This window comes from Mesorhizobium sp. BAC0120, from assembly GCF_033542235.1.
Taxonomy (GTDB): Bacteria; Pseudomonadota; Alphaproteobacteria; order Rhizobiales; family Rhizobiaceae; genus JAWRCU01.
On the sequence record NZ_JAWRCU010000008.1, the window covers coordinates 188,060 to 203,309 of the forward strand.

Genomic DNA, 15,250 nt, shown 5'->3' on the forward strand with positions numbered 1-15,250 from the left:
CCATTTTGGCGAGATCAAGCCGAAGATAGTCGACGATGGCAAGGCGCGCCTGGCGCGCCTCGTCGGTGAGCAACGTGCTCGGCAGCTGGACGCTGTTCCGGCGAACCCTCAGCATGCCAGCCGGTCCGTCATCAATGGGTCGTGATTGCTGCGGCCCAAGGCCTTTGCAATCTCGCAAACGGCCGCATCTACCTCGCTCGAAGTGGTGTCGAGGGAGAGGCTCAATCGCAATGTGGCCAACGCATCCGTGTGCGACAGCCCCATCGAAATAAGGGCCGGGGACGGCTCCCTTGCGCCCGCGCTGCAAGCAGCACCGGTAGACACGCATACGCCTGCCAGAGCCAATCTATCGACAAGGTCTGCAGCGTCGAGACCAGGCCAAGTGATGGAGATGGTGTTCGGTAGGCGCTCCGTTTTGGCCGCGTTCACCCACGAGCCGGGAAGCAGATGCAACAGCCGAGCCTCGATATTGCGCCGCAATGGAAGGACATCCGAAAGCCAGTTGGACATCCTGGCGGCCCCTGCGTCTGCGGCCACGGCGAATCCCGCAATTCCCGGCGAGTTGTGCGTGCCTCCTCGCTGCCCTTCCGATTGCTCGCCATGGACCAGCGGATCCAGCACGATCCCCTGTCTGACGTAGAGCGCACCCACTCCGCGGGGACCGTGCAGCTTGTGCGCTGACATCGAGACCAGATCGACCTCCGCCAGCGCCCCGTCCAGATCCAGCGGCATACGGCCTACCGCCTGAGTGGCGTCGGTATGCACGAGGCATTGCGGCGATCGCTTTCGGGCGGCCTCGGCGATTGCGGCGATAGGCTGAACTGCTCCCGTCTCGTTGTTCGCTAACATGACGCTGACCAGGGCCGTATCGGACCGCATAACTGAAAGCACCGCATCCACCGATATGACGCCGTTCGCATCCGGTGCGACCCACGAAACTCGCGCGCCGCGCCGCGTAGCCGCCTGGAGCGCAATACGAAGCGATGGATGCTCTATCGCGCTTGCCACCACATGGGAGCCTGGGCTGACGTTCGATGCCACCCAGCTATTCGCTTCCGAAGCACCCGACGTAAACAAGAAGCCTTCCGGGCCGGTCCCTAGGAGCCTACCCAATGCCCTGCGGGCGCGAGGCGCGGGGTCGCTGCCCTGCTGAAGTAAAGCTGCCGCCGCAGAGGAGGGATTGAGGTAGCAATCCTGCATGCATTCGCGCACCGCCGCCACCACCGCCGGCAGCGGACGTGTCGTGGCGTTGTTGTCGAGGTAAGCTCGGATCGTCATGCTCGGCGTCCCAGGTCATCTGCCGCGATCGCGTTCACGAGCTCCGTCAGTTCCGCCTCATCGACGAAGGGAACCTGTGCGTATTGCGGAGTGGAAGCGCCTCCGATGAGAGCCGCGAGGTGTCCCTGGCCAAGCAGCTTCTCGGCGCCTCCGCCCTTCTGCCCTAGCGAAAGATCAGAGGTTCCAGGACTGTCGACCTTGAGCACTAGTCTGTTTCCGAGATTGCTGCGGAGCTGCATCGGAAAGACCGTGTTGTCCGGCCGCTGCGCTGCGAAGATGAGATAGATGCCTGCAGCGCGGGCCTTCACACCCAAGCGGCTGACAACCGACTCCACAACGGCGCGATAGCTGTCGATCTGCATCCAATCCGCGAATTCATCGTGCACGACCCAGATGGTCGGTAATGGTTCGCCGGGGTGCTTCTTGTTGTAGCCCTCGACGTTGTTTGTCCGCGCATCGCGGAAAAGCAGGTACCGCCGCTCCATTTCCGCCACGAGTGCCTCGAGACGCGCGAGCGCTTCCTCCGTATCGGACACGATGCCGCCCTGAAGATGGGGCAGATCCTCGAACGCAAAGTAGTCCACGCCTGCTTTGGGATCGATCAAGACGATCTGCGCCATCGCCGGTGTGTTGGTCGCTGCGATGCCAACAATGATGTTTTGTACCAGCACGGACTTGCCGCTACCGGTGCTCCCAGCAACCAAGGTGTGCGGAGCTGGTTGCGGCACCAGGAACAACGGAGTTCCATCGTCTTCCAACAATGCAATCAAGAGCCGGTTGTTGCCCGAGCTGGGATCGGCGCGCAGCTGCGCCCAGTCCTTCCACACGTTGGCCAGCGTCAGCCGCGCACGATTGGGGCGCTCGATCGAGATGACGATCTTGCCCGGTTGTGCCCTGACGTTCAGCACCTTGAGCGCGTGGGTGGTCTCGAGCTCTTGAGTCCGGTTCTCAACCTTCCCGATCGTGAGATCGTCCGCCCCGCGATACTTCAGGAGCGCTGCATTTGGTGTTAAGACACTCTCGATCAGCCGAGCCGACATGCCATAGCGCATCAGCGCATTTGTGCAGCGGGTCGCCACGTCTTCAAGCCACCGTCCATCCTCCTCACCGCCGCCTTGGGCCGCCGCGTAGGAATTCAGCACAGCAAGGAATTGCCCGCCGGGAGGCATGGGTTCCTCGGAAGGTGGTGCCGCGGGCTCGGCGGCCTCATCCACTGCCAATTGGTTACTGGTCGCCGAAAGCGGAGCAGGAGGGCCTGATGGTACAACGCCCCCGCCACTGACGGGCAAGGGCCTCGCGGGTAGGTCCTCCCCTTTCCACAGGCGACGGCGCACCGGCATTGGATCGCCCCCTGTGCAATAGGCACGAAGGATTTCGCGCAGGCTGTCGGGTGAATACCTTTCCTGCCGGCCACCCGTCTTGGCTACGCCCACGTACGCGTCGACAACGCTCGGAAGCGCATCCGGCGGAGCATGACCAAACACATGGGAGTATCCGCGCACTCTCACGCGACTGCGCGTCTCGTCCCTGAGTACCGTTGCCCAATCTATGCCATCGCGGAGAGCCGCCCCACGAAGACCATCAACCAGCATCTCTGTCAGGCGCGCGCGCCAGATGCGCCGGTCGGCAACTGCGTTCTCCGGATCGAGCGCGCGCTCAAGGCGGAGCAGTGTGTCCGCAAGTTGGCGCGCCGATTCCTTCGCCTTCGTAGACACCGCCGCCGCACCTACGAACTTCGCCTCGGTGACGACCACGTCCAAGACCGGAACCCCGTCCTCGTCGACATGCGGTGAGAGACAGAGGAGGTCCGCGATCCTTTCCTCGTCCTGACCCAGCCAATTGGCGTAGTCATCGAGGAACACCCAGGCCGATTCGCGTCCCGTCCCAAGCTGCGCGTCCACCAAATACCTGCTGAGCACGACACCGATGAGTTCGCTCGCGCTGCTGCCACGCCTTGCGGCCCGAAGCACAAGGTCACCGGAAATGGCGTTGGCGTCGGTGACCAGACGGGCCGCAAGGCGAGCAAGTTCGTCCTGGCCGTAAGACGGATCGAGCGATCGGATCCGTGACTCGATCGTGGCACGAAGAAGCGTGTCCGAGGCCTTCGAGGAAATAATGAGGTTTCGCCCCTCACCCTCGCCCTTCTTGTAGCGGATCACGGTGATCCCGCGCTCCTGGAGTTGCCGCCTATCGAGTAGTGAATCGATGTTGACCACCCAGTTGCCGAGGCGATGTGTTTCATCGATGATGTCGCGGGTTTCCGCGGCACGGATGTCCGTCTTTCTCACTGGAACCAGGCAACCTTCGTCCCGCCAAGCCGCGTTCGCCGGCCCGAGCTCGAACAAGGATGCGACCGCGTGCAGGTAGCTCCATCCCTCTTGGGGCTGAACCGGCCGTGCAAGCAGCGCAACGGAATCATGCTCTCCTTGGCCGATTGGGATTCGCCGCGACCATTCGCCAGGTCGAAATTCCTCAGCCTCCTGCACCTGGCGCGGCATTGCCCGCCAGTCCAGGCGAGCCCGGCGCGCCACCACGTCATGGCAGAAGACGATATCGCAGGGCGGTGCTCCGGCCGAGGCAGCCGTGGGGCCTTCGTTAATCATCATGGAGATGCGTAGCCGCGACATGAAGTCTCGCGTGCTCTCGCTCGCATACATCACGTCCTGCTCCGGAGCGCTGCTGACGAGCTGACGATAAAGCTCGCGGAGCCTGACGCCATCGGTATGCCTCAGCATCACCTGGCACATGGCCTCGCCATCTCCTGCGCCGGAATCGCGCATCGAGTCGACGACAGCCTGCGGCAGAGCGGCCGCATCCGAGTTGTAGAGCACCACGGAGAGGTTGTCGCGCTCGTGAGGCTGAAGCTTGAGATATGTCTCCACGATGGCTGAAATCTGCCGTGCATCCGCCTTGACGCTGTCACCCGTCGCGACTGCTCCTCCTTCGGGAGTAATAGCGCGTTCATGCAGCGAGTAACCGTTCAGGTGATCGGTCCGAGCCAGCAAAACTGGCTTCTCACCGTCCCACACGGGCAGGACATCGGGTTCCGCAGCTTGTTGAAGATCGCGGCGCAGCTCCCCAAAGAATAAAGCTCCATTGTCGGTGAACGTCACCGACTCATCCGCCAAGATAGGCGAGATGCTACGGGCGAGCCGAAGCCAACGGGCACGAAGCCCCGCCAGACGGATCGGATGCCACGGGCAGATAATGGCGCCCATTGCATGTCCGAAAGCCGGCTCCACCGACGCCACGCCAATCTCAAGCAAGGGGTGCAGCAGGGCATCCACGGCAAGCGGAGTGGTCGCATGTTCTGCGATCGTGGAGAGCAGCGAACCATAGCTTGCCGCCTGGCGGGCGACGCTCAGCCCCGAGAGCCCGGACTTCCTGAGGTCGGAGATCGCCTCCTTGTAGTCGTCGTAGAATTGCCGGAATGCCTCGAGGAGCTTGATGTAGGCCGGCGCCGTGATAAGCGCGGCCGTCTTCATCCGCTCCAGATTTGCCTTCCACTCTGCGTCAATCCACGTCCGCTGCGCGCGGCGCGGGACGAAAGAACCGCGATCGCGGGATAGTTCCGGCTCAAGACAGTTGGTGTCGGACAGATCTATGACACCCGAGCGCGAGCGCGAAACCGATCGCTTGCCCCCGACACATTTCACCACGGGTCCGCGCGTGTTGTCGTCAGCCAGCCTCTCGAGATCTTCGTCAAGACGAATGCCGACGGCATCGAGCTCGCATTCCCAGACTAGGCGAACGTCGGCCGAGGTCTGCACCTCCTCGCCTCCAATAGACTCGAGCCAAACCTTGAAGGTCAGCTGGCGAGCCTTCTTCCCCGTGGGCTGCTCGCGGCGGCGCTCGCCGCGGTTGTGAAGATCGCCCGCGAGCTCCGAATACTTGAAAGCCCGAACGCTTCGAAATTCGACGACACCATTGAGCGCTGTCGGCAGGCCCGAGTACCACCGCTCAAATGCCCTGCACACACCTTCGTTCAGGGACGAAAATTGTGCAGGGAAGCGTTCAATACCCTCGACCACGAGAACTCGGCGGCCAGTCGATCTTCCATCATAGAGCCGGCGCAGACACTGCACGATCCCATCGACGAGATCGGTGCATTCGACGCGCTGCCCGTAGATGAAACGCTCCCACATGGCCGAGAGGCGCGAATCCTCCTGAAGTTCGCGCGAGTGAGACCGGTAGAACTGCTCATCCTCCGGCTGACGCGTCGGACGCACTCCGCGGCGTCCTGCCAGGCTCCTGACATAAACCCACTCGTCCTGGGTGAGCAGCTCAGGATCGTGCCGCTCGTAATACTCTAGGGTCCGCCGCCCGATCGTCTCTTTCTCCTGGGTCGGCAGCTCCTCGAAGAATGGCTCCAGTTGGGACCAGTCGTATGCGAACGGCGCGAGTGTGGCAGGGCCAATTGCCTCGGGAGCCTCGGCGTAAGCGCGCAGCGTCTCAATAAGCTCGGAAGGCAAATTATCCTGTAGCTGCTCGAGACGCTTCGCGAGGCGCAGCTTCGGTAAAGGGAGTTGTTGAAGATCGCGCTTCGCGAAATAGCAGGAGCGCCGCCAATGCGGCAGCAGCCGATCCCGCCAAGTCGATTGCCACCGCTTGCGAGCGGGTGATAAGTCGTCGAACAGATGGTCGTGGCGTGGGATTCGGAGCGCCATGAGCGAGCTGCCAAGCGCTAGCTCCACGGTATCCCTCTGCTGCAGGCGATCCGCCACCGCGAGCACGTATGCCGCGAACTGACGGAGGGGTGCGCGTCCAACATCCAGAATACCGGTTAACGCGAGTTCCAAGTGCTTTCGGCGTTCCGGATCGAGGCCTATTCCGCCGGCAGCGTCTATCCAGGTGCTTACCTGCGAGCGCGACAGTAGGGCGTCGGAATCGATGCGCACCAACTGCGCGAGGGACTGCCGCTGGCTTTCGTCAGTGAGCACCATGACACGGCCTTCACGCTCGCACGCAAGGTGGCGAAGGACCGTCTCGGTCTTGTCCGTCAGCAGGTCTGCCGGGACGCCCTCAGCTTTCTCGAATCGGTAGCGGGGCAGAAGGATCTCCACGCGTGATGCTAGCTGCGCGTCAGCGCGGACCTCAGCCACCACGCCGAGTATCTCGTCATCGGCGAGCGAGGCGAGGAGAAAGCGCGCAAAACCTTCTTCACCGGATCCGGCGTCTAAAGTGTTCCTGATGATGCTGGCGGCCACCTTGCCCGCCAGGCGGAGCGCGGTCATGGGCGCTCCTCTGAGGAGTCATAAGGATTGAGCACGTAGGCACATCCGTCCGAGAGACGGTTTAGCAGCCCCATACTCGCAAGACGCGCCTCGAGGCGATCTCGGTTACGATCGAAGGAAGACAGATCGAACGCCTCTCGGTCAAGCACCGCACCTGCTTCCTCCGGGCCGATTACGAGTCCGTATTGCTCCCGGAGGTCCGCAAGGAAAAGTCCGAGCTCCTGCCGGCGGTCAACCCGCACAAGGACCAGAGTTTTGAGAAACGCGTCGGTTGGAGCATACCGATTGCGGTTTGTGCCACGACGCGAGACCAAGCCCACCGAACGGCCGTAATTCAAGTGGACCAGCCCGTCGTTCTGGTCGAGTTTTCGCTCCACGTGATTGCCCAGTTCGAGATCGAGCTCGGCATCGGTCCCCACGCGCTCCAATTTCAGGTTGAATTCCTCGCGTAGTCGGTCCTGGATAAACTCCTGGCGATCGCGATCGGTGGCATCCTGCGCATCGGCAAGCTTCCTGATCTCCGTCAATCTGTGCATGAGGCGCTCGGTCAACGCTCGGCGTATCAACGCGTCGTTCTCGATAAACGAGTTCACAGCGTGCTGCCGTACCAGTTCGCGGCGCGGCGCGATCATCTCGCATACGATGACGGGCCTGTCGGATCCGAGCGCCGCTGCCGCGGTCTCAAGCTGATAGAGCATTAGATGAAAGGCTGCGAGCGGTGCGAGATGGGTCAAAGCATCTCCATCCGGTAGGCCCAGTCCAAGCACTTTCAGCCAATCCGCGGCCAGCCGATCGAACGCGGGGTGTTTGCGATAGGGAAGGAAAGACTCGCCCTCCTCGCGCCGGTCCGCCTCGTCGTCCGAGGGGGCGCAAAGCAGCCCAACCAGCCTGTTTCGCTCGTTTTCCGGCGCAAGCAGTCGCTCCAGATGTGCACGCAGCTCGTCTGCGTGATCTGAACGGCAGAGCATCTGATAGAGCATCTCGCCCGAGCGACCGAAGACCGTATAGTCCCTTACCACCCGAGCACTCTTGTCCACGGCGGCGTCGGAGAAGAGTGCCGCGGGTCCCAGGGGAAAGATGAAGCGGGAGGACCAGCGCTTGTTGGAGCCAGCTTCTATCCCCGTCTGCCGCAAGAGCCGCACGAGCTGGGCAAAATCGGAGAAAGATTTGAAGCGCTCGCGAAGATAGCCAAAGCCCTCGCGGGGGATGCACTGCTGCTTGCCCATCTGGGCGAGCCATTCGGTCCACCGCGATTCATCGTCGACATTCAGCGAGGCGATGCGTTCGAGATCGCTGCCGTTGAAGAGTATCTGCCGCAGACCCATCCGGAAGCGCAGGCTATAGGACGGGCTCGTCTGCTCATCGAGCAGGGCGGACTTGCGCTGGAACGCCTCAGCCACGTTGAGAAATTCCAGCAGAATCAGCCAAGGCGTCTGACGATACCAGATGCGGTGTCCGAACACCGCCTCGCCGAGCCAGATACTGACGCTTTCGAAGGCCCGAGAGCCCGCCGACGCAGTCAGGACATTGTCGGGAGCGAGGATGTTCAAAACGAGACCCCCAGCATTTTCACTCGCGGCTCGCCTTCGGCATCCTGAATCAAGAGGGAGAGAGGACGCCCCCGCCGGTTTGGGCTGGCGCTTTCAGTGAGGCGGCGCGCGGCGCCGCATTCCGAGAGCAGTCGGCTTTTGAATGCCAGAACGTCCTCATTGCACTCCTTGGAGAAGCTGTTCGGAAGCGCTCCCTCGGCTACCCGCGTGAGGAACTCGTAACGGAGCAAATGCAGAGGATAAGTTGCGCTCCTTCCGCCAATCCCGAGGCTCACTCGCAAAAGGGGCATGTCGTCCGGCCCGCGATCAATCTCTATCCTTTCGCCGAAATCACTGGGTATCAGGGGAATCCGCCATACCAGGACGTCGCTGACCGGTGCGGCGCTCGTATCGAGCCCGGTGCTCACGTAAAGCATGTCACTCTCGCCTATCAGCATCCCCGTCCAGATCCGGTTCAGCCCGCACACGAGAAGCCTGATGATCGCGGGATCCACCTCCTCGTTCCGGGATAAAGGACCCAGGATATAACGGCGATAACTGGCTGCCGACTGGAACATCGTGAGCCGCCAGGGATCGAGGCGAGCATCCCTGTCGGGCAAACGAAAGAACAGGCGTCGACGCTCATCCGCAAGGGCGGCGAGAAACTCTGTTGCCTCGCCGCGATCCTCATCGGCATCGACATAAGCGCGGCGTAGCCGTTCGAACTCCGTGCGGACACCATGCGGATCGTCAGCGGCGACGTATCGCTGGTGGTCCTGGCGGAGGTCTTCGTCCTCTGCTCCGAAAACCAGGAGTGCGTCAAGCACGTTGGTGGTCTCAAACCCTACCCTGAAAGTACCCAGGTGGCGGAAGACGGCATACTGCTCGCGCCGGTTGTCCTTCAGATTATGACCGAACAGATTTCGATAAATCGATGCCTCATGGGCCCTTCCCTCAAGCGCGAGAGCACGGAGCCCATCAAGCCGCAGAACGCGCTCATCGGACTTGATGTCGCCTAAGAGCGCATTTACCAGAAGTAGCAAGATCTCGCGGATCGAGACGTGAAGCCCATTGGCATCGCACAGTTCCGCCAGGGCCAGGAGACGGTTCTGAAACAGCGAATCCGCCATCACCGAATGATTCAGGCGGAGTGGAGAGCCTGAGCTGAAGGCGGGATCGTCGACTTCCTTGTCAAAGCATTGCCATTCCTCCCGATCAAGAAGGCACTTCAGCGCTCTAGAGAGAAGGTCGCGCGTCGACATGCGGCTAAGATTCAGGAAAAGCAGATTGCGGCCGGCACCCGGTTCGGCGCCCGTTGCTAGCATCCTTTCGATGTCCCGCCAGACATGGCGGGCCGCACTGCCTTCTACGAGCCCTTCTTTTGCCTGAACCAGCTTTCCGTCATTCGCGGCAATCACGAAGATGTCGTCGTTCGCCTGCCCCAGAACGGACTTGCCGAACAGTTCGAGCAGCGACAGCTTCTCTTCCGGCCAACGCTCACCGCGCGGCGGCGCGAACCCGCTGAACTCGAAAATGAAGTGCACTCTGATCCGCCGTGCGCCGACCTCCACTGGCAGTACTAGATAATCGTCGCGGTTGGCACCGGACGTTCGACTGCTGTCGCCGCCAAGTCGTTCCCAGACTTCGTTGCAAAGCGAGGTCTTGCCGTCGCCGGCCGTCCCTGTCAGCACAACGTTGCAAAGCGTGCCCGAGCTCGGGTCTAAAGCCTCTGCCAGCTGCTTTGCGACGGGATGGTCAAAGCGAAGCGGCGGTACGCCATAGCGGCCTGCCAGAGCCTGGATCGTTTCGGCATACATGCCGTCGACGCGATTGACCGGGCCGTAGCCACGAAGGAATGATATCCATCGCCCTCCCGGCGACAGCGACGCCAAATCCCTGCGCATCGCGCCAGCGAGCCTCAGAGCTGACAGATCATGCAGCCGTCGCGCGGGCTATCGTCTAGCCCGAGCCCGCCCAGCACATTTGCAAGAGGCCGATTTGACCGCCGTGCACGCTTGCGCTCCTGCGACTTGCGCCAATTCTCCTCGATTTCTGCCATGCGCTCCGGCGCCTCGAGTTCCGCCAGGGGTTCGTCACCCCAATAGAAGACCTGTCCATTGACCCGATTGGGCTTTTCATAGGCTTTGGCTTCTTCGAACCTCTCAGGATAGTGCTGCTTCAAACGGACCCACTCGATCTTCTGCTGGTAGAAGCAGAAGAAGCAGCCCGATCGGGTGCGGCCCCAGCTCGTGTAAGGCGGCATGCCAAGTCCCGCATCCTCGAGAATGCGCACCACACCATCATAGTCGATGCCGTCCTCACGGAAAGGAAAGACGGCCTTGATGTTAGGCTTGTGGCTGACATAGCCGACGCGATCCTCGTCGGCGCGAATGCCGACATAATTGATACACGGCTCCTCACCGACGTAGGTCTCGAATGGCTTGAGCTTCAATAGCTCGGTGCACCACCGACGCTTGTTGGATGGCAGCATGCCGCCCTTTGTTCGCAGGACATCATCGAAGCTCTCTCGCGTGGTCGTGCGAACAACCCGTTTGCCAAGATACGCCTCGAGCCGCTCGACGTAATCGAGTGTATCGGGCAGCTCCTTGCCGGTATCGTGGAATATGTATTCCATCTCCGGCACGCGGTCGCGCAGGTATATGGCGAGTGCCGTGCTGTCCTTCCCACCGGAAAGACTAAGGATGTGGCGAACGGGAGTGCTGGTCGTCATTGAAAGCCCCTAGTCGACCATCTTTCACGATTCATGCGCGTTGGTCCAGTCCCTACACGTCCGAAGTCGGTTCATCGCGTTCGGCTCGCGCAAGGAGTGCGCGCGTCATTGCCAACATGCCGGCACGCCCGTGTCTATCGATGAGTGCGCCAAGCTCCCTTTCGAGAGCCGCCACATCGGCGTCGTCCGCCTGTCCGCGTAGCAGGTCCTCGAGCTCACGGCCGTCCCCCGCGGTAATAACTAGCCGGAAGACGGCCTCACCTGCCGCGCCTTCCGTCTTGAGGCTGTCCTTATGTGCTATCTCCACGCGCATGAACCGGCGTGAAAGAAGCTTGAGGCGATTATGAAACTCACGCTCATCGGGCTCCGCCCAGCGCTCGGGCGGCTTCCTCGCCAGGAAGCTGGCAATCGATTCCAGCCAGAGCTTGGGCGTCAGTTTTTGATCGGCAAGGCGCAACGCGAAGCTCTTGAGCTCGGGGTCGGTAACGGAGGCCACCAATGGCTCGGCCCGTCGCGCTAACGTCGTTTGCAGCACCTCCAGGCTTCCTGTGCATTCCATTGCAGTGCCGAGCGATTCGGCAATTCGGTCGAGCAAGGCGGGATACGCGGCATGCAGATCGTGCACCGATTTGGCGATTGCAGATACGAACGCATCGAGCCGTTCTTCATCCAACTCTTCGTCGGCGCTGAACGGCTCGAGCCCGCATGCCCGCGGTAGGTCGCGGAACAGCATCGCGGTAGGATCCTGCACCCGTATCAGAACGTTGCGGACAGAAGCCGCAGTCACGTTGAGATTGCGCGTGCGACGCGCGTGGTCCGGCAGCCGCGCCACGAACTGCATGAGCGGGCGAACCACGTCGAGCAGATCGGGCGAGTCCGCCGCGTTCGGCACGCCCACTACCTCGGCCAGCCGTTTGAACACGGCGGTGCGCACACCCTCAACCGCGCAATGCTGGAGCGTGAAGAATTCAGGCTCCTTGAGCATGCGCATGAACTCGGGTCCGCCCGCCTTCTCGAGATAGGTCCCTTCCTCGTAGACCGCCGTGTGGTGCCAATAGGCGGCAAGATAGATCGCCACGAGCAGCGGGATCAGTCCATCGCGAATGCCGTAATCGGGCCCCTTCAGTGCTGCGGCCACTTCTAGATAGGGTACGCGGCGATCCTCTTCGCGTCGCAGGACCTCGCCGATGCGGTCGAGTGCGGGCGCGATATTGAGGGGGTCGGGATCTGGACGAACGATCTGCCAACGCTCATCGCGGCAGATGTGAACATTGCCGGCGCGCACGATCGAGAGATAGGCAGCCATCTCGGGCGGCATGTGGGTCTCATCGAGACCGAGCAGCGGCTTGTCCGCCGCCTGAGCGAGCGCCTCGATCAGGAGGGTGCGTGCGCGCGCCGCTGCCGAACTGAGCTGGCGACGGTTGAGCAGTTCGTTTGTGACGATCGGCGCTTTCCGGAACGCCGCATCGCAGACGTCCGACAATGCTTCGGTGAGCTGTCGGCCCGAACGGACATCTAGCGGGGCCCCGCAATAGAACCAGCGGGTCACCACCGAGCCACTCCCCTTGAAATCGATAAGGCCGGCGAGCGCACGACGCAGCCGATCCTCGGCCATCGCGATCTGCCGAGCGATTTCCTCCCGCGCGATACGATCTCCAGACAGCGCAGGCGTCTCGTTGGCGACCCAGGTCCAGGCATCGAAGTCGCGCAAGAGCGGCGCGAGCTCGCCTACTGTCGGGGGGACGCCCACCACTAAGGTTTTTGGCCAAGCCTGGTAAGCGGCGATCATCGCAAGGGCCGTTTCGCGCTCACGCTCATTGCGCGCGAGCACGATCAGCAGATGGCCGTCAGCCGCCTTGGGCGCCGATGCGTGTAGCGCATCGGCGAGCGCCACCACGGGAACGTAGCTTACGTCGAAGTGCCGCATGGTGCCAGTTTCGACATAGTGGCGGCGTGCCACGAGCGGCTCCGTCGGAAGCACCGGGCGCAGGGCCGCGATCAAATCGGCATTTTGCGATACCGCGGCGAGCCCTTGTTCGAAAGCGGCCTGCAAGTCGACGCTGGTGTGGGGCCACAAGCACAGCCCGCCGCCGGCTCCGCGATCATACAGGATCCGGCTTTCATCCTTCAGTCGGCGCACTGCAGCTTCGGCTTGGCTTCGAACCGTCTCGTCCGCGAGCATCTGCACCAGAAGCTCTGGTGTGAGCGAAAAGCCGGGGTCGTCGAGCAGGTTGATGAGACCTACCGTCTTCAAGACGTTCCGCTCCAAGGGCGTCTTCGCAGCGGCCGAGCGAACCACGCCTTCCACGAGGTTCCAACGAACGCTACTGGCGCCGCCAGCCAATGTTCCGCTCAGATTCTGGCTAAGGTAGTCATAGAGGTCGTGCAGCCGATAAGGCTCATGGTTCGTTAGGGGCTGGCCGGCATGGGCGAGTAGCCCGCCAGGCTCCGCCGAGGACAGGAAGCTGAAGAGCGAGCGCTCGTTCTGCCCGAACCGGCGCAGCAGGCGCGACAGGACGGGCAAGACGAAGGCGTCGAGCGGCGCCAGGGCGGGAGCAATGGCATCGAGACTGTCAAGATTGGCACCAGGGCCGTACCAGCCGGCCGCCACAGCGGTCTGCAACTGCGCCTTGGCCCGGCAACCAAGCGCCTTTGGCAGCTGGCTTTCGTCGAGACCGAGCGCAGCGGCAACGAGCGCGGCGCTCTGCTCAAGCGGCGGCGCGAACACAATTTCCTCGAATCGGCCGCTGACCTTTTCCCACTCGCGCCGGTCGGTACTGGGCAGATCGCGCGCATAAGCGGTCACTGCCTGGTGAAGGACGGCCACGACAACTAGCGGTGCCACTCCGCTACGTGCGGCAGCTTCGGCCAGGTTCTGAAGGAGTTGGAGATCGCCGTCTCCGGGCGCTCCGGCGGCAAATTCGAGATTCTTGCCGAGCTCGTCAAAAACGATGAGGAGACCCGACGCGATTTGCTGCGTACGAACCCAGTCGCCCACGGCCGAAACCAGGTCAAGCACCGCTGAGGGGCCCAGCGGATGTTCCGCGCTCAATTGCTTCGCCAGCGCTCGCGGCGGCACGTGATCGAGGCGCCCAATAGTTTGGCGCAGCGCCCGGACAAGGCTTTCGGCAACGGGCTCGCGTTCACCTACCACCAGCACCGGCTCGAGGCGAACTGCCGGATCGGCGGTCCGCAGGTCGACAGGAAGCACCGCGCCGGCGCGCGCAGCGTGGCGGGCGAACGCCAGCATGAAGCTCGATTTACCCGAACCGTAATCGCCCGTGAGGCGCCATGCCCGAGCGGTGCTGCAAAACTGCAGGCCCTGCCCGATCCGCTCGAAGGTAGCGGCCACGAACGGCGTGACTACGTAGTAGGCCGAAGCGCTCGGGTCCGCATAATCGCGTTCTATCTGAACCGAGCGCAGATGCTGCGGACGGATCTTGAGCAGATCGCGCATGGTTTTCGCTTTGGTTTCGGTCTTAAGCATGGGCGGCGCGCTTCACGGCTTCCGGGGAATAGATGGTCGCCAGTCGATGCGCGATCGGCGGGAAATTGCGGATCCGACGAAGCTGCTGTTGGTTGAGGCTTTCGACCAACCTAATCTCCGCGTCCACCCGACCTAGCATTTCCAGACGACTGCGCAACTCGCTCTCGGGCATACGAAATACACGTCCGGGACTGCCCGGTTCGCTCACCACTTGGTGGAACGGAATGGTGTCTTCGTTGCCGCTACGCGCTTCCCACCAGGCCATCAGGCAGTAGCGAAAGAGTGCCTGACTTATCGCCCGTTTCGGCGAGAGATCGAAGCCATAGACCGGCTCACGACGCCCCAGCCCTTCGAGTTCGCCAGCCGGTCGAATGAGACCCAGCGAGGTCAAGGGACAGTCGAGCCCATCCTCGCCCAGGCGGCCACCGCGCGGCGTGCAATATGTGCGCAGCCAGACATCGAAATGCTGCTTGAGGCTGACCTCTGACAAGCTTCGTCCGCTGCGCTCAGCCTCTTTCGCAAAAGCCGACAACACCGCAGAGGCCGTGAAGGTGGGATCGTTCCAACGATTGAACAGCAGCTCCCAGGCGAAAAATCGACCGGGCTCTTGTGTGGAAATCTTCCAATGGAGCCACCACAGCGTCTGCACATCCTCCAGATAGCGATCGTGCCCATTAGGGCCGAAAATCGCATCGCCTTCGTCGGTCAAGCGCCAACCGGTAGTGTCTCTGAAGGCCACGCCATAGGCATCGGCCCAGCAACGCAGGGCTTCTACCATGTTCTTGCCGAGGCCGAGAGTCACCACGCCATCAAGCACGCTGCCGAGAACATCGCGCCCTTCACTCAGGCCCTTGGCGACCTTGGGAAGCCAGGCGATCCGAAGCGGAAAGGTCTGATGTCCGCCAAATCGAAACGCGTCGGCGGTCTGTTCTCTGCTACTTCTGCTACTCATGTCAGTTTGCTCACGAGGCGGAACGATAATCAAGAATCA

7 protein-coding genes are annotated in these 15,250 nt (G+C 62.1%); all 7 read right to left on the reverse strand.

The genetic code is table 11. The features are described 5' to 3' along the window. Positions 1-108: 108 nt before the first annotated feature. Genes SAZ10_RS19435 through SAZ10_RS19465 form a run of 7 tightly spaced genes read right to left on the reverse strand, consistent with a single transcriptional unit; the run spans position 109 to position 15,244 of the window. Entirely contained in the window at positions 109-1,278 is a 1,170-nt protein-coding gene (locus SAZ10_RS19435; RefSeq protein WP_318611001.1) for a cysteine desulfurase family protein, read from the reverse strand. Next, complete coding sequence (locus SAZ10_RS19440; RefSeq protein WP_318611002.1) at positions 1,275-6,512, reverse strand: FtsK/SpoIIIE domain-containing protein; 5,238 nt, start codon at positions 6,510-6,512, stop codon at positions 1,275-1,277. The genes SAZ10_RS19435 and SAZ10_RS19440 overlap by 4 nt, the downstream gene beginning before the upstream one ends. Further along, positions 6,509-8,062, reverse strand: a complete 1,554-nt coding sequence (locus SAZ10_RS19445) for a hypothetical protein (protein WP_318611003.1) — start codon at positions 8,060-8,062, stop codon at positions 6,509-6,511. The genes SAZ10_RS19440 and SAZ10_RS19445 overlap by 4 nt, the downstream gene beginning before the upstream one ends. Then, complete coding sequence (locus SAZ10_RS19450) at positions 8,059-9,945, reverse strand: hypothetical protein (RefSeq protein WP_318611004.1); 1,887 nt, start codon at positions 9,943-9,945, stop codon at positions 8,059-8,061. Before SAZ10_RS19450 ends, SAZ10_RS19445 begins: the two co-directional genes overlap by 4 nt. A 14-nt stretch (positions 9,946-9,959) precedes the next feature. Further along, a complete protein-coding gene (locus SAZ10_RS19455; RefSeq protein WP_318611005.1) occupies positions 9,960-10,772 on the reverse strand; it encodes a phosphoadenosine phosphosulfate reductase family protein in 813 nt (270 codons plus the stop codon). Between the two features lie 52 nt (positions 10,773-10,824). Then, positions 10,825-14,259, reverse strand: coding sequence for a hypothetical protein (locus SAZ10_RS19460; protein ID WP_318611006.1), 3,435 nt, complete (start codon positions 14,257-14,259; stop codon positions 10,825-10,827). Continuing rightward, complete coding sequence (locus tag SAZ10_RS19465; protein WP_318611007.1) at positions 14,252-15,244, reverse strand: DUF4007 family protein; 993 nt, start codon at positions 15,242-15,244, stop codon at positions 14,252-14,254. The genes SAZ10_RS19460 and SAZ10_RS19465 overlap by 8 nt, the downstream gene beginning before the upstream one ends. Positions 15,245-15,250 lie beyond the last annotated feature (6 nt).

What these genes read in the sequence shown, in the direction of transcription:
- SAZ10_RS19435 (WP_318611001.1), bottom strand. Translation starts at nt 1,278, where the DNA reads ATGACGATCCGAGCTTACCTCGACAACAACGCCACGACACGTCCGCTG.
- SAZ10_RS19440 (WP_318611002.1), bottom strand. Translation starts at nt 6,512, where the DNA reads ATGACCGCGCTCCGCCTGGCGGGCAAGGTGGCCGCCAGCATCATCAGG.
- SAZ10_RS19450 (WP_318611004.1), bottom strand. Translation starts at nt 9,945, where the DNA reads ATGCGCAGGGATTTGGCGTCGCTGTCGCCGGGAGGGCGATGGATATCA.
- SAZ10_RS19455 (WP_318611005.1), bottom strand. Translation starts at nt 10,772, where the DNA reads ATGACGACCAGCACTCCCGTTCGCCACATCCTTAGTCTTTCCGGTGGG.
- SAZ10_RS19460 (WP_318611006.1), bottom strand. Translation starts at nt 14,259, where the DNA reads ATGCTTAAGACCGAAACCAAAGCGAAAACCATGCGCGATCTGCTCAAG.